This is a genomic window from Hyphomonas sp. ske169 (genome assembly GCF_056850855.1).
On record NZ_CP096146.1, the window covers coordinates 2,302,972 to 2,324,932 of the forward strand.

At 56.8% G+C, this 21,961-nt stretch carries 19 protein-coding genes and 1 tRNA gene; 4 read left to right on the top strand and 16 right to left on the bottom strand.

The genetic code is table 11. The features are described 5' to 3' along the window. Positions 1–188: 188 nt before the first annotated feature. From MY069_RS11245 to MY069_RS11280, 8 genes are all read right to left on the bottom strand, one after another. The gene (locus MY069_RS11245) at positions 189–494 is read right to left on the bottom strand and encodes a DUF1244 domain-containing protein (protein WP_482793880.1); all 306 of its coding nucleotides are present in this window, start codon (positions 492–494) and stop codon (positions 189–191) included. Between the two features lie 2 nt (positions 495–496). Further along, positions 497–964 (bottom strand): copper chaperone PCu(A)C, encoded by a 468-nt coding sequence (locus MY069_RS11250; protein WP_482793881.1) that lies wholly within the window; start codon positions 962–964, stop codon positions 497–499. Between the two features lie 39 nt (positions 965–1,003). Next, a complete protein-coding gene (gene trpS / locus MY069_RS11255) occupies positions 1,004–2,038 on the bottom strand; it encodes a tryptophan--tRNA ligase (protein WP_482793882.1) in 1,035 nt (344 codons plus the stop codon). Between the two features lie 45 nt (positions 2,039–2,083). Beyond that, complete coding sequence (gene murJ, locus MY069_RS11260) at positions 2,084–3,646, bottom strand: murein biosynthesis integral membrane protein MurJ (RefSeq protein ID WP_482793883.1); 1,563 nt, start codon at positions 3,644–3,646, stop codon at positions 2,084–2,086. Between the two features lie 15 nt (positions 3,647–3,661). Further along, positions 3,662–6,487: a [protein-PII] uridylyltransferase gene (locus MY069_RS11265; protein ID WP_482793884.1), complete on the bottom strand. Its 2,826-nt coding sequence runs from the start codon at positions 6,485–6,487 to the stop codon at positions 3,662–3,664. A gap of 51 nt (positions 6,488–6,538) precedes the next feature. After that, a complete protein-coding gene (gene hisN, locus MY069_RS11270; RefSeq protein ID WP_482793885.1) occupies positions 6,539–7,342 on the bottom strand; it encodes a histidinol-phosphatase in 804 nt (267 codons plus the stop codon). A gap of 32 nt (positions 7,343–7,374) precedes the next feature. Further along, entirely contained in the window at positions 7,375–7,773 is a 399-nt protein-coding gene (locus tag MY069_RS11275) for a helix-turn-helix domain-containing protein (RefSeq protein ID WP_482793886.1), read from the bottom strand. A gap of 306 nt (positions 7,774–8,079) precedes the next feature. Then, a complete protein-coding gene (locus MY069_RS11280; protein ID WP_482793887.1) occupies positions 8,080–8,901 on the bottom strand; it encodes an N-formylglutamate amidohydrolase in 822 nt (273 codons plus the stop codon). A gap of 236 nt (positions 8,902–9,137) precedes the next feature. Between MY069_RS11280 and cpdR the strand changes: the two genes are divergently transcribed. Beyond that, positions 9,138–9,497: a cell cycle two-component system response regulator CpdR gene (cpdR, locus tag MY069_RS11285; RefSeq protein WP_482793888.1), complete on the top strand. Its 360-nt coding sequence runs from the start codon at positions 9,138–9,140 to the stop codon at positions 9,495–9,497. Positions 9,498–9,563: 66 nt separating this feature from the next. Next, positions 9,564–9,638 (top strand) — tRNA-Val (locus MY069_RS11290). A 584-nt stretch (positions 9,639–10,222) separates the two neighbouring features. Here the strand turns inward: MY069_RS11290 and MY069_RS11295 are convergent. The 7 genes from MY069_RS11295 to MY069_RS11325 form a co-directional block, all read right to left on the bottom strand. Continuing rightward, a complete protein-coding gene (locus MY069_RS11295; protein WP_482793889.1) occupies positions 10,223–10,945 on the bottom strand; it encodes a PepSY domain-containing protein in 723 nt (240 codons plus the stop codon). 22 nt (positions 10,946–10,967) lie between these two features. Then, the gene (locus MY069_RS11300) at positions 10,968–11,399 is read right to left on the bottom strand and encodes a copper-binding protein (protein ID WP_482793890.1); all 432 of its coding nucleotides are present in this window, start codon (positions 11,397–11,399) and stop codon (positions 10,968–10,970) included. 14 nt (positions 11,400–11,413) lie between these two features. Continuing rightward, positions 11,414–14,620, bottom strand: a complete 3,207-nt coding sequence (locus MY069_RS11305) for an efflux RND transporter permease subunit (protein WP_482793891.1) — start codon at positions 14,618–14,620, stop codon at positions 11,414–11,416. A gap of 9 nt (positions 14,621–14,629) precedes the next feature. Continuing rightward, the gene (locus MY069_RS11310; RefSeq protein WP_482793892.1) at positions 14,630–16,369 is read right to left on the bottom strand and encodes an efflux RND transporter periplasmic adaptor subunit; all 1,740 of its coding nucleotides are present in this window, start codon (positions 16,367–16,369) and stop codon (positions 14,630–14,632) included. After that, complete coding sequence (locus MY069_RS11315; protein WP_482793893.1) at positions 16,366–17,583, bottom strand: TolC family protein; 1,218 nt, start codon at positions 17,581–17,583, stop codon at positions 16,366–16,368. Before MY069_RS11315 ends, MY069_RS11310 begins: the two co-directional genes overlap by 4 nt. A 65-nt stretch (positions 17,584–17,648) precedes the next feature. Continuing rightward, complete coding sequence (locus MY069_RS11320; protein ID WP_482793894.1) at positions 17,649–18,083, bottom strand: hypothetical protein; 435 nt, start codon at positions 18,081–18,083, stop codon at positions 17,649–17,651. Positions 18,084–18,147: 64 nt separating this feature from the next. Next, positions 18,148–18,423 carry a metal-sensitive transcriptional regulator gene (locus MY069_RS11325; RefSeq protein ID WP_482793895.1) on the bottom strand — a complete coding sequence of 92 codons (276 nt, stop codon included), beginning with the start codon at positions 18,421–18,423 and terminating at the stop codon, positions 18,148–18,150. A gap of 63 nt (positions 18,424–18,486) precedes the next feature. Between MY069_RS11325 and MY069_RS11330 the strand changes: the two genes are divergently transcribed. Continuing rightward, the gene (locus MY069_RS11330) at positions 18,487–18,843 is read left to right on the top strand and encodes a copper resistance CopC family protein (protein ID WP_482793896.1); all 357 of its coding nucleotides are present in this window, start codon (positions 18,487–18,489) and stop codon (positions 18,841–18,843) included. Positions 18,844–18,847: 4 nt separating this feature from the next. Further along, positions 18,848–19,672 carry a CopD family protein gene (locus MY069_RS11335; RefSeq protein WP_482793897.1) on the top strand — a complete coding sequence of 275 codons (825 nt, stop codon included), beginning with the start codon at positions 18,848–18,850 and terminating at the stop codon, positions 19,670–19,672. A 13-nt stretch (positions 19,673–19,685) separates the two neighbouring features. Here MY069_RS11335 and MY069_RS11340 read toward each other — a convergent pair whose 3' ends face one another. Further along, a complete protein-coding gene (locus tag MY069_RS11340) occupies positions 19,686–21,905 on the bottom strand; it encodes a copper-transporting P-type ATPase (RefSeq protein ID WP_482793898.1) in 2,220 nt (739 codons plus the stop codon). Positions 21,906–21,961 lie beyond the last annotated feature (56 nt).

Here is a 21,961-nt window from a genome sequence, read left to right on the forward strand (position 1 = left end):
CCCGATCATCGGCAGCGTCTTTCCCTCTTTCGCGAATAGTCCCTATCGCGATATTGCATAGATAGGGATGACAAGTGCGTTATTTAAGGCGTTCGGATGACGAAACCTGTCAGGACAAATCTCGAGTAAATTGGGCCTGGAGGCGTCCCGAGACGCGCGAATTGAGCCGTCCCGATGTCGCGGCCTGCTTAGCGCTCGGATTTCCGCGCTTTGAACGCGGCCATTTGCTCTGGCGTTGCCTCGCCTTGGAATTTCTCTTTCCAAGTCGCATAGGGCATGCCGTAGACCCGTTCCCGAGCGGCGTCTTTGGACATGTCGATCCCTTCCGCCTCAGCCGCTTCGCGGTACCAGTCGCCGAGGCAGTTTCGGCAGAAATCGGCAAGGATCATCAAATCGATATTCTGGACGTCTTTGCGATTGTCGAGATGCGATAGAAGGCGCCGGAAGGCTGCTGCGTCGAGTTTGTCTTGCTGGTCTTGTGTTAGATCGCTCAAACCTATTCTCCCACGACCCGCACATCGGCTTCGACGACCAGGGTCATCGGCTCACCATTTGCATCGAAATTAAATGTGATGTCCACGGTCTCGCCGCCGACGACACCTTCACCGACATCGAACATCATCAAGTGATTGCCGCCGCGCTTAAGCTCGAGAGTCTCGCCGCTGGCGATTTCAAAATTCTCGACCTGACGCATTTGCATACGGTCATCGACCATGGCCATTGTGTGCAATTCGATTGTGCCAATGTTTGGTGCGGAGGCGCTGGTGAGGGTGACATCGCCGCCTTCAACACTGAGGGTCACACCGCCCATTGTCATATCACGGCCGCCAATCGGCTCCATCACGAAAGCATCGCTATACGAGAGCACAGGACCTGTCTCGCTCGCGGGAGGTGTCGGTGCATCCGACGGAGAACACGCCGCGACAAGGCTGACGACAGCCGCGCTTAGAAGCCATTTAGACATCACAGTTTCCTTTTATATCGCAATGGATATAGGCCGAGATTAGGCTTGCCAGAAGCCCACAACGCGTCGCACCTCTTCAATGATCGGCTCAGCCACAGCATTGGCTTTTTCCGCCCCTTTCGCGAGCGCGGCATCAATCTCTGCCGGGTCATCAAGATAGGCCCGCATCTTATTCGTGATCGGCGAGAGTTTCTCGACCGCAAGCTCTGCCAAAGCGGGTTTGAATGTGCCAAAGCCTTTGCCGCCATATTCGGCGAGCACTTGCTCATCGCTGATCCCTGCCAGCGCAGCATAGATGCCGACCAGATTGGCGACTTCAGGGCGCGGCGCCATGTCTTCAACCGTTTCCGGCATATCGCCGAGCGTGTCGGTCTTCGCCTTCTTGATCTTCTTGGCGATCGTATCTGTATCGTCGATCAAATTGATCCGCGAGGTTTCGGCCGGGTCGGATTTCGACATTTTCTTGGTGCCGTCTTTGAGACTCATAATCCGCGCGCCAGGCCCTTCGATCAGGCCTTCTGGCTCTGGGAAAAAGCCGGGCGCATCATATTGTTGATTGAAACGGGCCGCGATGTTGCGGCTCAGTTCAAGATGCTGCTTTTGGTCTTCGCCCACCGGAACATGGGTCGCTTTGTAGGCGAGAATATCAGCAGCTTGCAGGACAGGATAATCGAACAGACCGACGCTGGCGCGTTCGGCGTCTTTGCCTGACTTATCCTTGAACTGGGTCATTTTTTCGAGCCAACCCATGCGCGCGACACAGTTGAAAATCCAAGTCAGCTCAGTGTGGGCGCGTACTGAGGATTGAACGAAGATGGTCGATGTATCGGGATCGAGCCCAGCGGCCATCATCGCAGCAGCGATTTGGCGGGTCTGGTCGGCCAGCGCGCCTTTTGGGTGCGGCATTGTGATGGCGTGAAGATCGACGACACAATAAATGCCTTCCCAACCGGCATCTTGGAGGTCGGCGAACTTTTTCAGTGCGCCGAGATAATTACCAAGATGAAGATTTCCGGTTGGCTGGATGCCAGAGAAAATCCGCTGCGGGCCAGAATAGGATGCTTGCTCAGTCATGGCAGCGGGGTTTAGCGGATTTTGACCGCCTGGCTAGTGGGGAATTTATGCTGCTTTGCGGCGGACCATCGCTTTGAGATCACGTAGGCGGATCGCGCCAAAGAGTATCGCAGCAATCCCATACGCGGCCGCGCCGATGGAGATGAATGCCAACACTTCCACAAATTTGCCGTAAGGGGCCCAGCTTTGCAGCGTCTCGCGGTGCTGCAACAGAAAAAGCAATGCCGCCCCCATCGAGACGCTCGCCAGTGTGACCGATATCAATCGAGAGATCAGTCGGCCGCCGGGGCGGTACCAACCGCGGGCCTGCAGCCCAAAGAATAGCAAAGCAGCATTGATCCAAGCGGCGACACTGGTGGCGATGGCGAGCCCCGGAAAGCCGGGCCAGCCTTGCGAGCGGAACCACAAAAACAGGCCCGCGCCCAAGATCGTGTTCAGCGCGACGGTGAAGAGCACAAACCGCATCGGGGTCTTAGTATCTTCGCGCGCGAAGAAGCCCGGGGCGAGCACTTTGATCAACACAAAGGCCGGGACGCCCCAGCCATAGTGGACGAGCGCCAAACCGGCTTGCTGGGCGTCTGAGACCAAAAACGCCCCGCGCGCGTACAGGCCTTCGATCAAATAGGCGGGCGCAACCATCAGGGCGATGGCTGCAGGTAGCGTCAGCGCCATGGCGAGGCCAATGCCATCATCCATCAATGTGTTCGCGGATTTGCCATCATCTGAGCGCGCGGCGCGGGCCAGCCTGGGCAGAATCGCAACCCCAACGGCAACGCCGACAATTCCCAGCGGCAATTGATACAAACGATCGGCATAGAACAGCCAAGACTTGGCGCCTTCTTCGAAACTGGCGAGCGCTTGGCTGACCAGAATATTTATCTGCGTACCGCTCGCCGCAATCGTTCCAGGGATGGCCAAGGCAATGACTTTGCGTACCGCTGGGGTCAGCTTCGGCCAGCCGAGTGATAGTGAGACTTTTTGGCGGCTCACGCCCCACCAAAGCAGGGCGGCTTGGGCGGCACCGGCAATCGACACCGCAATCGATGCGAGGATGGCGGTATTGCGCTGATCATCGCCCAATAAGGCGGCCGTGATCAGACAGATGTTCAACAAAGTCGGCGCGCCTGCGGATAGCACGAACCGCCCAGCCGAGTTTAACACCCCTGATAACAGCGCCGCCAGCGCCATGCAGGCGAGATAGGGCATGGTGATCTGAGTGAGCAAAATGGCGAGTTGGAAACTCTCACTGCTCTCCTCATAGCCGCCATGAATGATTTTCATAATCCAGGGCATCGCGAATTGTGCGATGATGACCAGACCGGCCGTCGCCGCAAACAGGCCTCGCATGGTTTGTTTGGCGACTTCTTGGGCGGCTTCTGGGCCTTCCGCTTCCAGCGTCCGCGCATAAGCGGGTACAAAGGCCTGCGCGAAAGCGCCTTCTGCGAAAATCCGCCGGAACAGATTTGGGAACATAAGCGCAGTGACAAAAGCGTCCCCGATGGGCCCCGCACCGACCTTCGCGGCGATCAGAATGTCTCGGACAAAGCCCAGGATCCGGCTGCCCATGGTCAGCGAGGATTGTGTGAGCGTGTTACGCAAGAGGCTCATAGAGTCGGGATCGCCTTAGAAACTATCAGCTGCGCTGGCGCGTTTGAGTTTGCGCGCGGGGGTGCTGGGACCATCGGGTTCTTCGCGGCCAAGCGCGGCGAGGAGTTGGTCACGCAATGACGATTTCATGTCTTCGTCAAATCCGCTCGGGAGTTTGACGTAAAACGCGTCAAACACCCGCTCGCCATACGATCCGACATGCGCTGATACGATTGAGATCCCGGCGGCGGCCAAGACCTGGCTGACATCACTCAATAGGCCAGGGCGGTCGCGCCCTGAAACGTCAATCACCGTATAGGCTTGCGAGGCGTCCTCAGAGATTGTGACGCGCGGTTGGACGATAAAGGCCGCTTTCCGCTGGCTCTGACGCAGGCTTGGCTCAGGCAAGTCCGTTTCAGGATCGATCGCCGCGAGAATGCTTTTCTCCATCCGGTCTAGGCGGCTGCGATCGCCTTTCGCGAATGGGTTGCCTTCGCCATCTTCGAGGACGAAGACATCGATGATCCGCCCGGACGGGCCGGTGAAGACCTGCGCTGCGACTGTGTGCGCGCCAAGGCCGCCAATGGCTTGGGTCAAACGCGCGAACAGACCAACCCGATCGGGCGCCGAGATGAACAGGCTGGTGCGATCATCACTGCCGGATGTCGCGCTAACAATAATGTCGTCAGAGCTTGAAAGGCGTTTGGCATGTTCGACCAGGGTTTCGGCATCGAAGCCGGTCCAGTAAGCCTCATCCATTTCGAGCATGACTTGCGGGAGCGTCCCAAACTGATCGACCACCAGTTCCCGATTGGCTTCCGCGCGCGCCTGTAATTCTGCGGTGACGGTCGCCTCATCTGTCCGCCCACCGCGCAGCGCCGCTTCGGTATTGTGGTAAAGATCGCCGAGCAGCTGACCTTTCCATGTGTTCCAAACATTTGGACCAACAGCGCGGATATCCGCGACAGTGAGAATGTAGAGCAACCGTAAATGCTCAAGATCCATGACCTTTTCGGCGAAGGTCACGATGGTCCGGGGGTCTGCGATGTCTCGTTTTTGGGCGGTCTCGCTCATCTCAAGATGATTGCCGACCAGCCATGCAACGAGTTCGGTTTCTGCTTTATCCAGACCGAGGCGACGACAGGCGCGGCGGGCGGTTTTCATGCCCTCGATTTGCTGATCGCCGAGGCCTTTACCGGTATCGTGGAGCAACATGGCGAGGTAGAGCGCGCGGCGGTTTTCGATTTTGCCGTAAAGCTGCTTGGCCAAGGCAAATCCATCTTCGCCTTTGTCCATATTCGAGATGTATTCCATCGCCCGGATCGTGTGCTCGTCGACCGTGTAATGGTGATACATGTTGAACTGTGTCTGCGCCACGATGCCGCCAAACTCGGGTAAGAACCGTCCCAATACGCTCGCTTCATTCAGGCGGTTCAGCGTCAGGCCGAGATTGTCGCTTTCCAGCAAAATCTCCAGGAAGACCTCGACCATGTCCGGGTTTGAGCGGTTTTTGGCATTGATGATTTTGGTATTGCGGGTCGCGAAAGTGAGCGCATCTGGGTGGACGTCTACGCCGCTTTTATCAGCGATTTGGAACAGTTTCAGTAAGACAGTGGGATCTTCTGGAACAATATCAGTATCGGCAAAATTGACCCGGTTTCCGACCAATTTAAATCGGTCGTCAGACAGAGTTTTGGATTGGCCACCGCGCGATAGGAAGCGGCGCCATCCTTCTGGTTTCGCCTTTTGCTGCGCTTCCAATTTCGCCGCCAGGATGCGTGTCAGTCCGCCGACATCTTTCGCTGCCAAGAAATAGCGCTTCATGAACCGCTCAACCCCGAGCTGTTCGCCGCGATCCTGATAGCCCATTCGGGCGGCGATTTCTGGCTGCAGGTCGAAACTTAGGCGCTCTTCAGGGCGTCCAGTAATATAGTGGAGGTGACAGCGTACCGTCCAAAGAAACCGGGCCGCGCGCATGAAAAGATGATATTCATGCTGGGTGAAGACCTTGGTTTTCATCACATCTTCGAGCGACTCAGTCTCGTCGGGATGCATATGTTTGACGATCCAATATAGCGTTTGGAGATCGCGCAGACCGCCTTTGCTTTCTTTGACATTCGGTTCCACCAAATATCGCGCATTGCCCTGGCGGGCATGTCGATTGTCTCGCTCTCCGAGCTTATCGGCGATAAATTGGGCGTCTTCTCCGACGACGGCTTGGCGATTGAACAGCTCGCGGGTTTCCTCTGCCAAATCCTTGTCACCGAATAGGAACCGCGCATCGAGGAGACTGGTTTTGATCGTCACGTCTTCTTTCGCGAGCCGCACGCATTCTTGCGGGGTCCGGAATGCATGTCCGACCTTCAGCCCCATGTCCCAAAGCGCATAGAGCATATATTCGATAACGCTTTCAGCATGCGGGCTGGCTTTGTAAGCGCGGATAAAGAGTAGATCGATGTCTGAAGATGGCGCGAGCACCGACCGGCCATAACCGCCAGTGGCGAACACCGCCATGCGCTCGCCCTCCGTAGGGTTCCGGGCTCGGAACACATGGGTCGTGATGAAATCGAACAAGGCATGGAGGACTTCGTCTTGCACCGCCGAAAGCAGACGTGCGGTGTCGAGCCCATCAGCGCCTTGTTGCAGACGTTCCTGGGCGATCAGACGGCCTCGGAACAAGGCGCCATGTAAGATGTCGAGCGCCTCTTTTCGCGCGGCTTTGTCATCGCCCTCATGGCTGAGCGCCGCTGCGGTGAGTTTGACCCGGAGGGCCCGGCCGTCGATGATTGAGCTTAACCGCCATCTTCCCGGGGCACGCCGGGTTGGGGTCCGCTTTTCGACGAGGGCAACATCTTGAGCCATGGCTTTTCGTCTAGCGCGCTTTACCGCGTTCTGGCTAGTTCTTGAATGGCTTTAGTTTGCCGATCGGCGGAGCGATATCAGAGCTTGATCAAGGACGCCTTGATTTGAGGCACAGACCAGTTGCCCGCCCGGTTTTGCTGGGTTTCCGCGCCAGTCACAGGCAAGACCGCCGGCGCCGCGAACGACCGGTATGAGCGCCGCGGCATCATAGGGCGCTAGTCCTGCTTCGGCGACCAAATCAATCGTTCCTGCTGCGAGGCGCGCATAGGCATAAGCGTCTAAACCATAGCGGGTGATCCGCGCCGTATGGCGCAAGTGCGTCCATGCGCCTTGTTCTGGCGGCGTCATAATAAATGGATCGGTCGTAGCGATCACGGCTTGTCTCAAGTCACCGCAATCAGAGACATGGATCGGAACGTCCTTGCCGCCATGTCTGAGAAATGATCCATCAGACGAGCCGAAATACCGTTCATCAAGGACTGGCTGATCGATGGTGCCTGCGACAGAGTCGCCTTGTTCATCAACAAGACCAATCAACGTGGTCCACACCGGCAGTCCAGCGACAAAGGCGCGGGTGCCATCGATCGGGTCGAGCACCCATGTCCAGCCGGTTGTGCCGTCTTGCTTGCCATATTCTTCGCCGTGAATCGCATCATCAGGGCGAAGCTTGGCCAATACTTCGCGCATGGCTTTCTCAGCCGCGCGGTCAGCGACCGTGACGGGGTCAAAATCCGCCCCATCTTTCTTGTTTTCAATTGTCTCTAAGGCGCGAAAATGTGGCGCAATAGCGTGCCGTGCGGCATCTGCAAGCGTGTGCGCCGTTTGGATTGCGTCAAAGTCGATTGAAGCTGTCATGCCCCGCGCTTAGCCGCGCGGGTCCGTTCAGGTCAAGCGGCGCCAGTGTCAGATGCTTCAGTTTCCAAGGCTTTCGCCAATTCAAGCAGGCGGCGGCGTGGGCGTTCGCCCAGGCGATAATAAGCGCGGACAAGCTCGAGCGTTTCTTTTTGGCTTAAAATGTCCGCATCCAGGCGCTCGGCATCGTTAGCGGCCGTCCCTTGAAGCGAGTCGCCTTCTAAACCGTCAAAGAAGTATTGAACCGAGACGTTTAAAGCGCGTGACAGGTCGTAAAGTCGAGACGCGGTCACACGGTTGGCCCCGCACTCATATTTTTGAATCTGTTGAAACCGAACCCCGACCATGCTGGCCAGATCCTGTTGGGTCATGCCCAAAAGACGTCGGCGTCGGCGCAAACGCTTTCCGACATTAAGATCCGTATTGTCCGTCATACCGTTCTCCCGGATGATCGGAGCCCCCTCACGGAGTCCCGAAATGGATATTGGACCTCTCAACAGCAAGTTGCGTGCCGATTGCCTAAATTGTTGGAAAAATCAGTGCGCTAGAATTTTTGGGGCGATTGTTTGACGCTTACGTATACGTCAGTGCATCGGAGTTATGCGGCAGTGCCGCATAGATGGGGTTGTATTTTGTGCGCCGCACAATAAATTGAGATCAGCACTGTGGTGCTAGCGCCTTCTGGCGTTTCCTCCCTTACCTGATACAGCCGCGCTCTCTAGCGCGGCTCTTTTTTTTGTTCAGGTGTTCTCTGAGAGGGCGAGATCGACCAGGTCTGCAATCAAGCGCGACACTTGCTGTTTGAGATGGCTGAAGCCATTTGATTTTTGTACGTCCAGCTCATTCATATAAAGCGATCGATTGAGTTCAATCTGAAGCACGTGAACGCCGCGCCGCGGCCGGCCATAGCGGCGCGTTGTATACCCGCCCGCATATGGCGCATTGCGCGTCACGCTAAAGCCTTCGCTGCGAAAGAACCGTTCTGCCTTCGAGGTGAGCCGCGCGGAGCAACTTGATCCAAACCGGTCTCCCAGCACAACATCCGGTAGGTTTGATCGGCCAGGCTGGCGGGACGGCATAGAGTGGCAATCGATGATAAACACATCGGACCAGTCCTGCTTAAGCGCTTCTATTTCTGCCTGCAGGGCTCCGTGATAGCGATCATGGACCGTGTCTAAGCGAAATGCGCCATCCGCTCGAGTGATCTGCTTGGTATAGATGTCGCGGCCGCTGGCACCCACCCGCGGCAAACATCCGAGGCCCGCTTTCACCCTGGCGCTTGGCATGCCAGCCACCCGCGGCAAGCCATCAGCAAACATGCTGGCATCCAGCTCGCGCGCATCGCGGTTTAAGTCGACAAAGGCGCGCGCAAAATTCGCCTGGAGCAGAATGGCGCCCTGGCGCGGGGCAGACACGTAAAGCTCATCGACAAACGCATCTTCTGTGCGCTGCAAATCACAAAGCGGAACCGATAAGAGGTCTGTCATCTGCCGCGGATACAAAGTGCCACTATGCGGGGATGCAAAAATCACCGGCGCCTTCAAAGCGCGCGCGCGCGTCATTTCGTACGCCTCAGGCAGAGCGTCATCCAGTGTTTTAGGCGATTGAGCGGCAGTTTGCATTGGGTTCAAGGTCGATGTTCTGTGCCTCAGGTCAAGGCAAAAAAAACGGTGAGCATCGCAAACCGACTCGAAATCGCTTATACGCTCACTTTTTATTTGCGTTTTACCGGCATATTCACTCAGGGTTTACGGTCTATCGACCATGAAGAGTGCGAATAATTTAGGGACGATGTTCGATGAGCAAAATCTTGCTGGCAGAAGATGATGACGCGATGCGCAGTTTTTTGACGGCGTCGCTGCGCCGTGCCGGACATGATGTGCAAGACTATGAAGATGGCGAAGGCGCGCTGGAAGCGCTTGAGCGCGAAGTCTTCGATCTCCTGCTCACCGACATTGTGATGCCTGGCATTGATGGGATCGAACTCGCCCGCCGCGGCGCCGAACTCGATCCGGCCATGAAGATCGTCTTTATCACGGGGTTCGCAGCGGTGGCGCTGTCCGGCAGCTCGCCGACCCCAGCCGGGGCGAAAGTGCTCTCCAAGCCATTCCATTTGCGCGAACTGGTCGATGAAGTCGAACGGGTGATGGCGGCCTGATATTGGTTGCAGTTCAGGCTTGACTTGGCGTCTCCAACAGGGGATGACGCCTCCTTCAAAACGGATGGTCGATTAGCTCAGTGGTAGAGCACTGCATTGACATTGCAGGGGTCACAAGTTCGAACCTTGTATCGACCACCATTTTCTCCCAACATTTCAATAACTTGCGGGATGAAAATTTCCGAAGATAAGTTGTTCGGTCTTCGTGTTACCACCGTGTTACCACCAAATTTTCTTGTGGAAGAATTGGCGCATGTCAGGTGTTACTGAACAAACCTCAAAGAAATTTGATTCTGAAACTCGGAAACGCCGAAAATTCTGAGTTTGCCTCCAAGGCCAGACCCCCTTTCAGAATAAACTCTGCCCAAGAGTAAGTGAGCCAACGCGATAATTTTGCGGCCCCCATCCGCTGAATCTCATGAGGTTGGCGGCCGCTCAAGTCACTTCTGTTTCCTGCCTCTCGATCAGAGTGCGATCTGGGTGATTTTAACACGCTGAGACAACCCCAACGTACACAGGGTTGCGATCCTTATGACTGCTCCCGGCGTCGAAGTGGACAATGACGAGTTCCATGTCGAGCGATTCTAAAGCAGGGCGTTTGCGGCTCATGTTCTGCTGACCATTCCCGCGGCGCTTCCGCTGAGGTGAATCGGCTTTTATCGCAGCTTTCGCCTTACGCGGTTTGCAAAGCTTCAGTATGTGAACGCGTCGAATATTTTGCGAGATCAGTTTCCACGTTTGGAACGGCGCCAAACCATCAACGTACGGCGCATTTTGATAAATAACAGAATCAAACCCGACAAAGCGACAAATACTGCCGCTCCTGCCGCTGTGATCAAAAGCGGGTGATTAAAGTCAGCGCCATCATCATAGTCCATGATGTGTAGCTTCCAGAAGAAGTCGTAGAACCGCCAGGTCGATGATCGACGCGCCCGGACCTCTGCCGTGCTAGGATCAATGTAAAGCGTCGTTGCATCGCCATCATCGAACGTGGCACGCCAAACGGGTCCGGGCCTTCCATATTCGGCAGGTGGATCAATTACGCGCTCGATCGTTTTCAGTTGGCCCGTTCCGGAATAATCGGCGTTCGCGATACGCTCAGCCAGATCACTGCTTACGGGCGTCATCAACTCTCCGGTCTGCGCATTGACAACAAAGTGCTGGCCTTCAGCCCCCGTCAACCGCCAGACAGGTTGCTCCATCACCTGACCTATCGAGGCCCCCCTCAGTTCGATCAGACCAGCGCGGTCTGTTGCGTCTGATAGGGGGAGGACAAGGATGGGAGAAAGGGAGAGTGGCGCAGGCGCAGCCACCTTGTGCTCACCGCGAACCTGCTCAATCGGGATCACGCTCATCACCAACCCGCCTGCAATCCACAGTAGGATTTGAAGGCCGATAATCAGGGCAACCCATTTGTGAATTCGAACAGACCATCTGAGCAAGCCCATATCACGCCCTCCCTATCTGGATCTAGTGATCCATCATGCCTTCAAGGCAGTCTTCACCATCTGTCCCGGTATTACAGATTTCAGTGATGCGATAGGAATTGTCACGGCCCTTTTTGACCATAAACGCGACTTGGTCGCCGTCGGCGAAGCCTGCCAGATCGACATCGCCCATAATGTCAAAACCCATCGTCATGGCACCCATGCCAATGCCATCAATCGGACCGTGATCAATTGTCAGGAAGTCGCCCTGCGCACCGACAGATTTGATGATGCCTGTGCCATGACCGATCGTGCCGTCGCCCATATTGTGATCAGAATGGTCCATGGTGCCGTCTGCCATGTCCATCGGTGCGTCTGCAGCGGGGGTTGGGGCTGGCGCATCGCCGTCAGCTCCGCCACAGGCAGCGAGCGTCAGAGCAAAGGCGCTCGCAGTGAAAAGAATGAAGGGTTTCATTGTATGGGATCTCCTTAGGGATTGTTGAAAGGTGTATGCTCTGCCTCAGTTTTGGGGCGGCGAGCAGACAGTGTTTTGCCAACCCAGATATAGTAGATCGCCGGGATCACGATCAGGGTTAGCAATAGGGTTGAGACCATGCCGCCAAGCATGGGCAGCGCGATGCGGCGCATGACATCGGCGCCAAGACCATCGGTCAGAAAGACCGGCGCAAGACCGACAAGAATTGTCAGCACGGTCATCAGTTTTGGCCGCACACGCATCGCTGCGCCGCGGGTGATGGCGCCAAACAGGTCTTCCCGATTGGTCGGGTTTTCTGTTCGTACTTGTCCATCAATATAGAGCAGCATGATAACGGCCGTTTCGACCGCGATTCCGCCGAGTGCAATAAAGCCAACAGCCACGGCAACCGAAAGATTGTAGCCTGCGAGCCAGACCGCCCACAGCCCTCCGATCAGACCGAATGGCAACGAGAGCATGATAATCGCAGTTCGATCAAGGCGGCCAAAATGCAGCATCAAGAGCAGAAAGATCAGACCGATGGCGGCCGGGATAGCAATCTGCAGGCGCTCGCTTGCCGCCTCCATTTGTTCATACTGTCCCGAGAACTCGACCGCATAGCCAGCCGGCAGGCTGACTGCGTCGGCAACCACTTGTCTGGCTTCGCTGACATAGCTGCCCATGTCTCGGTCCGCGATGTCGACAAATACCCAACCCGTCAGCCGCGCATTCTCTGAGCGGATCATGGGCGGGCCCTCAGTATAAGCGATCGTGGCCAGCTCGCCGAGCGGGATGTGCGCCCCGGTCGGCGTTGGGACAAGGATATTGCCAAGGTCTTCAGGTGTCTCGCGGAACGGCCTGTCATAGCGCAGCATGATGTCATAGCGCTCGCGGCCTTCGACCGATTGGGAGAGACGCATGCCACCAAGCGCAGTCTGAACAACAGTCTGGAAGACGCCCATATCGATATTGCGCCGGGACAGCTCAGCCCGATCCGGCGTGATTTCCAGATATTTGCCGCCGAGCACGCGGTCGGCGAAGGCAGAGCGCGTACCTGGCACGTCCCCAACGGCTGTCTCAACATCGCGTGCGATGCGCTCGATTTCGATCAGATTGTCGCCGGTGACCTTGATACCGACCGGGGTGCGCACGCCGGTTGAGACCATGTCCATACGAATCTTGATCGGGTAGCCCCAGGAATTGACGAGGCCTGGCATTTGTAATTTCGCATCAAGCTCAGCGGTAATGTCATCGACCGTGATACCAGGTCGCCATTCGCTTTTTGGTTTCAGCTTGATCCATGTCTCGATCATGGTTAGCGGCGCAGGATCCGTTGCGGTGTCTGCTCGGCCCGCCTTGCCAAAGACGCGTTCAACCTCAGGCACGGTCATCATCACCCGATTGGTCTGACCGAGGATTTCGCGCATCTTGGTCGAAGAAACGCCGGGCAGCGTGGTGGGCATATACAGTAGTTCGCCTTCATATAGGGCGGGCATGAATTCTGATCCGATGCGCTGCAACGGAACGATCACGCTGGCCGTCATTAGGACGGCAAGAGCGACGGTCACCCATTTGAACCTTAGCGCGGCGTGAAGGATCGGCTTATAGGCCCAGATGAAAAATGCATTGAGCGGATTAGCTTCCTCCCGTCGAAACTTGCCCCGCATCAGATACAGCATCAACACAGGCACTAGCGTGACAGAGAGAATGGCCGCGAAGGCCATCGCATAGGTCTTGGTGAAAGCGAGCGGACTGAACAGACGATAGCTTTCACCGGTCAGAGCAAATACCGGAAGGAACGAGACGGTGATGATCAACAGTGAGAAGAAGATGCCTGGACCGACTTCCTGCGCCGCCGCGATCAGCGTGCGGCGTCGCTCCGCCGCGCTTGGCTTATCGCCAATCTCCGACAGTTTGCGGCTCGCATTTTCAACCAGCACAATGGAGGCGTCCACCATCGCCCCGATCGCAATGGCGATACCGCCCAGGCTCATAATATTTGCCGTCACTCCTTGGAACGACATGATCAGAAATGCCCCCAGAACACCAAGTGGTAGCGTGATGATCGCGACGAGCGACGAGCGCACATGCAGGAGAAAAATCAGAATGACCAAAGCCACTGCGATACCTTCTTCCAGCAGTTTTTCTTCGAGGTATTTCACCGCGCCTTCAATGAGCGGCGCACGGTCATAGACAGTGACAATCTCAACCCCGTCGGGCAGGCCGCGCTGAAGGTCTGCAAGTTTGGCTTTGACACGCTGAATAACCGTCAGTGCGTTCTCGCCGTCGCGCATGATGACGATCCCGGCAACCGTTTCGCCTTCACCATTCAACTCAACGACGCCTCGGCGAAGCGCGGGGCCCTCAATGATCCGCGCGACGGCCGACAACAAGACCGGCGAACCATCAGCAGCATAAAGAACGACCTGTTCGAGATCGGCTTTCTCATCAACATAGCCTGACGAGCGGATCACAAACTCGCTTTCGCTCTGTTCGAGAACACGGCCGCCGACTTCGCTGGATGCGGCCTTGACGGCCTCAGATACCCGCCGGAGCGGGATATCATAGGAGCGTAAGAGGTTCGGGTCGATCAGGACCTGATACTCTCGAACAAAGCCGCCAACAGAGGCGACTTCCGAGACACCCTCGACGCCGGCAAGTTCAAGCTTCAGAAACCAATCCTGCAGGGAGCGCAGCTCAGCCAGGTCAGTTCCACCGGTTTTGTCGACCAGCGCGTACTGGTAAACCCAGCCGACGCCAGTCGCATCAGGACCGAGCTGCGGGACCGCGCCATCCGGCAGAGTATTTCCAAGGCGCGAGAGCGCTTCAAGGAACCGTGATCGGGCCCAATACAGATCTACATCATCTTCGAAAATGACATAAACAAAGCTGGTGCCAAACATGGATGAGCCACGTACGTCCTTGGTTTTTGGCAAGCCAAGAAGATTGGTCGAGAGTGGATACGTAACGAGGTCTTCGACGATTTGAGGGCTCTGGCCCGGAAAATCTGTGCGAATGATGACCTGCGTGTCCGTAAGATCGGGCACCGCATCCAGCGGCGTGTTCTGAACGGCCATCCAACCTGACACTGCGAGCGCTGCGCAGAGCACAAGGACAATCAGCTGGTTGGTTATCGACCAGGAAATCAGACCGGCGACCCATGACTTGGAAGGGTCGCGTCCGGCAAGATCGTCAGGCGTGTGGGGAGAGTGATCTGACATGACGGTTTCCTAGCGATGCCCTGCATGGGGATCGGTCGAAGGACGCTCCCCGGTGTCGATTGCCATGCCCGCCATAGGGTCGGGCCAGGACACGGGTCTGGCTGCGTTATCGCCATAAGGATTGTTCGGTGCTGAGCCCTCCTGAAGCCAGAGACGGTCTGTGTCTGCTTCTTGGAAAAGTGTTAGACCTGCATCACGATAATGAATTGGCGCGCCCTCCAGCAACCACGGTTCAAGCGCTTCCATGAGCCTTTCAAGTTCGGCTTTCAGGGCATCACCTTCACGGGCTTCTTTTGCCGCGCGCAGCGCGATTTCAGAACGTTCAAGGACGGGGATCAGCTTTGTGTTCGCAAACCGTGTGCGCAAAGTCTCACCGAGACCTAAGGCCGGATCGAGGAAATAGGGATCGATCTTATAGCCGTCCGTCAGCGCCTCGTGGAAATAGAGCGCCATGTCCGTGAAATGGTCGATCTCGGCGAGCGTGCTGGCGTCTACAGGAAGCTGGGGTAGCGGCGTGTCAGGCCCGGCTGCAGTCGCCACTGGCACCTGAAGCTTTGAAAAGCCTTCGCGCAGGTTCACCTCACTATCGAGCATGAACTGACCGCTCGCAACGACCAGGTCACCAGACTCCAAACCGGCAATGATTTCTGTTCGGCCATTAGCAGCGATACCAGTCTGGACGCCGCGCCCGGCAAACCGGCCTTGCCCGAGAGCCACAATCACGTGCGCGCCGCGGCTGTCTCGAAGAATGGCTTCGGTTGGGACAGAAAGGCGCGCTTCACCGCCAAGATCCAACGAAATGTCAGCATAGGCGCCAGGACGCAGATATCCGGCCGCATTGTCGACTTCAATCCGCACTTCGCCGGTTCGCGTTCGCGGATCGATCGTGGGGTAGATATAATTGATCCGGCCCTCCGCTGGCGCGCCTGGCGCGCTCGGAAACTCAAGACGGACTGCAAGCCCGGTATCGATCAGCGCCAAGTCTTGTTCAGGTACGCGGGCGATGATCCAGACGCCGGCATAAGATTGCAGGCGCAGAATCGGCGTGCCAGGTTTGATGTAGTCGCCTTCGCTAACCTGAAGCTCTGCAACCGTTCCGCCTGATTCCGCATATACAGGAACACGCTCTATTATGGTGCGCGTCTCAGTCAGGCGCTCTATCGCCGTATTCTGCATGCCGACCGAGCGAAGCCGTTGGCGAACCGCTGCGACACGGTTCTCATTGCCGATCGTGAGCGAAGCGAGGTAGTCTTTCTGCGCAGCGATGAGGTCCGGGCTGTAAACGCGGTACAGCAACGCGCCGGGGCGAACGGTGTCGCCCTCGGCCCGGACGCGCAAGTCATCGATCCAGCCTTCAAGCCGCGAGACGCTGACATTTTCCAACCGTTCATTTGTTTCAACGGTGCCAAAGGCGCGCAATGACCGCCCAAAATTGGTGACGCTGACGGGCGCCGTCCTGATGCCCATGGTCTGGATCATTTCAGGTGCCACCACGATCGCGCCATCACCGGGCGTTGCGCTTGCGTTTACGTTCACCGGGACCAGGTCCATGCCGCATATCGGGCAGGAACCATCTGGGTCGGTCGAGATGTAATGCGGATGCATCGGGCAGGTGTATTGGGACGTTTCAGCTGACGGGGTCGACGTTGCCGATGTGGCGCCTGAGCTTGAACCGACGACGGCGGCGGGTTCGCCGCAGGCTGTTAAAATGGCAGCTGAGGCCGCTAAAATAACGAAGGACTGTTTCATGATTGCACCAGGAGCGCGTTCATACGAGCAATCGCGGCGGCCATGCGGGCTGCCTCAGTGGCGATGTCAGAACGCAGTTTGAGGATGGCGATTTCGCCGTCGATAATCGGCGCGTAGTCACCGACACCGGATTCATAAGTGGTCAGTTGCGCGGCAATTTCGTCTTCAACGGCGGCGATATTGCGCTCGAGAACCGCGATATTATCCTGTGAAGCGCGCCAGGCGGCTGCCTCACTCGCAAAGCGAGCAGCCGATGTGCGCGCAGATGCCTGATAGCGCATTTCGGCGCTCGCGCGATCTGCTTTTGCAGCGCGAAGACTTGGCGCCTGGCTGCGCTCTGCCCAAAGGGGAACACTGAAGGTGACCATGCCGGAGACCCAGTCATCTCCGGCGAAATTCGAGCCGGACTCACGCTGTTGATAAGTCAGTTGCGCACCCCAGTTTGGGCGCCATGCCGCTTCAGCACCATCAACTGACTGGTCTGCGACTCGAATGCTGGCTTGCGCGACACGTACGGCATGAAAGTCCATGGCTTCGCCTGTCCAGTCCGATGCGGTTACCGGCGGCGCGGGCGTGACTGGCACCAGGCCGACAAGATCAATCAGGCGGGCATCAATTTGTGCGGTCTCGCGATCAAGATCGACCAGAATGCGGGAGACGCTCGTGCGCTCTGATTCAATTTCAGCAAGCCTGAATACCGCTGGACGTCCGGCATCGATTTCGGTTTCCACCACCTGGGTCAGTTCGTCATATTTTGCATTGCGGAGCTCGGCCAGCGCGCGCTGCTTTTCGATACGGGCTTTTTCATGAAGCAGCGAGATGAGTTCGCCGCGCAAGGCCGCGAGCTGCGCTGATCGGACAAGATCTGTCTGCGCCGCAAGGCTGCGCGCCTCTCCCGCGCGCGCTTCGCGGCCAGCCCGGTTTGGAAATTCCTGGCGCACGCCAATCGCCTTATTGGTGGGCAGGAAGTCCGAAAATGAGGGGTCGAAGATCGGAAAGTTATTGATCCCGACCGATACCACTGGGTCGGGCAATGCCGTGGCGGCTCGACCGCGTTCCCGGTTGGCGTCCGCCTGATAAGTGAGCGCGGCGAGACTTGGATGGTCGGAGAGACGCGATTCGAGTTCATCCATGGACTGCGCAGCGACAGACATCGCCATGAGGGGCGTTGCCAGGACAGCGCACAGAAGCGCGAGTTTTCGAAGTGGGGGCATAGGTCAGCACCAAGTTGATTGAAACGAGCAGCGAAAACCGCGCAAGATCGCGCGGCGCTACCGGATCAAATCAACAGGCGCTGTTTCAGCGTTACGGGTGTCGGGTTTGTCGGCGGAGCTTGGCCCGGTGGGCCGGTCGTAAGAACCGTCGAATTGTGATGAAAACCTTCAAATCGCGCCGTCAGGAGAGCTACCGCGATTTCCGATGGCGATTCAGTAAGTACGGCGCCTTCATCAAACGTCTGCGCTTGCATGATGGCGCTGTCGCAATCGAAACAGCCGGGGCATTCCATAGGGTCTTGCATGTCACCTGGCATCTCGCCGGATGAATCTGATGATGTATGCTCCGAGCTATCAGCAGCATCATGGCAAGAAGGCGTCTCGGCAGAATGAACAGATGACGGGGCCTCGTTGTGGCCCGTAATACAGCACGCCATGACCGGTCGCGCCACCATGAAGGCGACGGCTACCAAAATTATAAGGCGCGTCAGTTTCAACATAAGTCCGTCAGATTACCTCTATACAGGTTAACATCTTATACTCCCTAAGGGGTATATTTGAAAGTCACTTTTTCCGACCGCCAAGGACAGCGACCAATTCCTCTACTTTTTCGCGGCGAGCATCCACGTCTTCACTGGTCAACGCGTGCTCGACGCACGTTTCCAGATGATCGTCGAGGACGACTTTCTCCAGTCCCGATAAGGCGGCTTTGACCGCCTGGACCTGCCGGACGACATCGATGCAGTATCGATCTTCGGAGATCATCTTCGAAACACCTCGCACCTGCCCTTCGATTCGGGCAAGGCGCTTGAGCGCAGATTCTTTTGTGTCAGTTTTCATTGGCAATACCCTCTACCGGGTATATAGATATAGCAAATGTCTTACCAAACGCTAGAGGCGCTCATGAAATTCCTCAGAAATCTGATAGCCACCGTCGCGGTCTTTTCGGTAACGGTGGTCCCGGCATTCGCTCACACGAGCATCGTGTCGTCAAACATAGAGGATGGGTCGCAGATCGAAGCTGCGCCCGCGTCTTTCGACTTTTCGTTCGGGGCGGACATTGGTCTCGCCGGTTTGGACCTTGAGACATTGGACGGTGATCGTGTTGAGGTCGCGTTCGAGCCTCCGGGAGAGATGGGCAAGTCGTTTTCGGTACCACTGCCAGTGCTCGAGCCCGGTACGTACGTCCTCAAATGGCGCGCTGTGGCCAAGGACGGTCATGTTATGAAGGGTGAAGTCGACTTCACGATCACTGGCTAGTCAGGTGCTGGTTGCACTGACGCTATTTACCAAAATTGTCCTTTATGTCGGATTGCTCGGCTCAGCTGGCCTGTGTCTCCAAGCCTATATCACCGGGGCCCAGAATCGGCGATTGATCGCTGGCTTCGCACTTCTTCTATCAGCGGCGGTCTGCCTGAGATTGTTCTTGATGAATGCTGTACTGGCCGGCGGCCTTGAAGACAGTTTTGATTTCAGCCTTTTCGGTTGGGTATGGACGCCGAACAGGGATCAGACGCTCGCCTATGTGATTGGCGCACTAGTGCTTTTCATCTCTGCAGCCTTAGGCTTGAAATGGCTCTCAGTGCCCGGATTGATCACCGTTTTCGCCGGCGCAGGGCTTGGCGGTCACACCCATGGCATGGATACGCCCGGGCTAAACCCGATCTTTGTTTCAATCCATGTCGCCATTGCGGCCTTTTGGGTCACTGCGCCGATCGTTTTGTGGCCTGTAAAAACCATGTCCGACACGGATCTTTTGCAGTGCATGAAACGCTTCAGCGCAGTAGCGATCTGGAGCATACCGACTTTGATCGCCGGAGGTGTCTGGCTCAGTCTCCAGATTGGCGGTTCGGTCTCCACACTGGTCGAAAGTGACTACGGAAGATTGCTTGCGATCAAGTTTAGTCTGGCGTTGGTTGCTTTAGGGGTCGGCGCTGTTAACAAATTCTGGGTGACGCTTCAGATAAACAAAGATCCAGCGGCTGGCCGAAGACTTTTACGCCAAACACTGACAGTCGATTGTCTTCTCTTCATTGGAATCATCATTGCGATTGCCTCAGCCACAAGCCTGACGGGCCCGGGCGCCTGATTGGCTGTGGTCTTTACAGCTCAAGCGCGCGCAGTCGCAGAGCATTGGCGATTACCGAAACGGACGACAGGCTCATCGCAGCGGCAGCGATCATTGGACTGAGCAGCAATCCGAAAAACGGGTAAAGCACACCCGCGGCCACAGGGACTCCGAGTGAGTTGTATATGAAGGCGAAGAAGAGGTTCTGACGAATATTCCGCATCGTCGCGCGGCTCAGCTCTCGCGCCTTGGCAACGCCGAGCAAGTCGCCTTTGACCAGAGTGACGCCAGCACTCTCCATTGCCACATCAGTCCCGGTGCCCATTGCAATGCCGACGTCAGCTTGAGCGAGCGCAGGGGCGTCATTGATCCCGTCGCCGGCCATCGCGACGCGCGCGCCCCCAGACTGTAATTCTGAAACGATCTTGTGCTTGTCTTCTGGAGAAACATCCGCATGGACCTCATCAATCCCGACTTTTGCTGCCACAGCTTGAGCCGTGGCTTTGGAGTCGCCGGTCAGCATGACGACCTTCAACCCTTCAGCGTGCAATCGTTTTATCGCTTCCGGCGTTGTCTCTTTGATTGGATCGGCCACGCCAATCATGCCCGCAAACGCCCCATCGACACTCACGAACATCACGGTTTGACCTTCCGAGCGATACTGATCGGCTTCGACTCCATATTCATCGGACCAGACGCCGAGCCGTTTCATCATTTTTGAGTTGCCAATCGCGACCACCTGTCCATCGACACTGGCATGCGCGCCTTCTCCAGTAACCGATTGAAAATCTGTCGCCGTGGAGTCTGGCGCGTTGCGTGTTTCAGCACCCCGAACAATCGCTTCGGCCAGAGGGTGTTCGCTCGAACGCTCAACGGCGGCAACAAGGCTTAAAAGAGCGGCCTCATCAAACGGACCGGCGGGTTTAACAAGAACGAGTTCCGGGCGACCAAGTGTGAGCGTGCCGGTCTTGTCTACGACGATCGTGTCGATTTTTTCGAACGTCTCGAGCGCTTCGGCATTCTTGATAAGGATACCATTTGAAGCGCCTTTGCCAGTACCAACCATGATCGACATTGGCGTTGCAAGGCCAAGGGCGCACGGGCAGGCAATGATCAGAACCGCGACAGCGTTCACAAGGGCGAACGCCATGGCCGGGTCGGGGCCGAACAACGACCAGACAATAAACGTCAGAATGGCGATGATGATGACAGCCGGAACGAACCATGACGAAACAAGATCGACCAGTCGCTGGATCGGTGCACGCGAGCGCTGCGCGGCAGCAACCATTTGAACGATTTGCGATAGCAGTGTGTCTTCGCCAACATGTGTCGCCTGCATGACCAACGACCCGGTGCCGTTAACCGTGCCGCCAGTCACGCGGTCATCTTTGTTTTTCTCAACGGGAACCGGCTCGCCGGTGACCATGGATTCATCGACAGACGAGCGTCCTTCCAGCACCGTGCCATCGACCGGAATTTTCTCACCCGGCCGCACCCTTAGCAGGTCGCCGGCACCGACCTCTGAGAGATCGACCTCTTCCTCACTGCCATCCTCGGCCATCCGCCGCGCTGTCGGCGGAGATAGTTCAAGCAGCGCGCGGATCGCGCCGGATGTTGCGCTTCGTGCGCGCAGTTCGAGGACCTGGCCGAGAAGAACCAGTGTCACGATCACAGCGGCGGCTTCATAATAAACGGGAACGGTCCCGCCATGACCTCGAAAAGACTCGGGGAACACGTCAGGCGCAAAAGAGGCGACAAGTGAATACACATAGGCCACGCCGACCCCCATCGCGATGAGCGTGTACATATTCAGGCTACGCCGTGTTACCGACTGCCACCCGCGAACAAAGAAGGGCCAGCCCGCCCACAAAACAACCGGTGTCGCCAGAACCGCCTGCAGCCAGACGCCGAGAGTGGGATTGACCAGATTGCCGAGCGGATTTCCGGGGATCATTTCGCCCATGACAAATGCGACCATAGGCACGGAAAGGACGAGCCCGACCCAGAACCTCCTTGTCATGTCGTCGAGTTCGGACGTGTCTTCTTCGGCGCTGACCGTTTCCGGTTCGAGGGACATGCCGCAGATCGGGCACCCCACGTTCGAGGTCTCGCGAACCTGAGGGTGCATCGGACAGGTCCACACCATGCCTGAATATTCTGCAGGGATATTGTCATAGTCTTTATCAGGTGTGGGCGCTGATGAATGGCAATGATCGCCATGCTGGTCGTGTTGGGAATGGTCGTGATTGGTCATGTAAGGTCTCAAATAGGGGAACGCCGCGCCACAAACTTGCTGGTGCGGCGACCGAT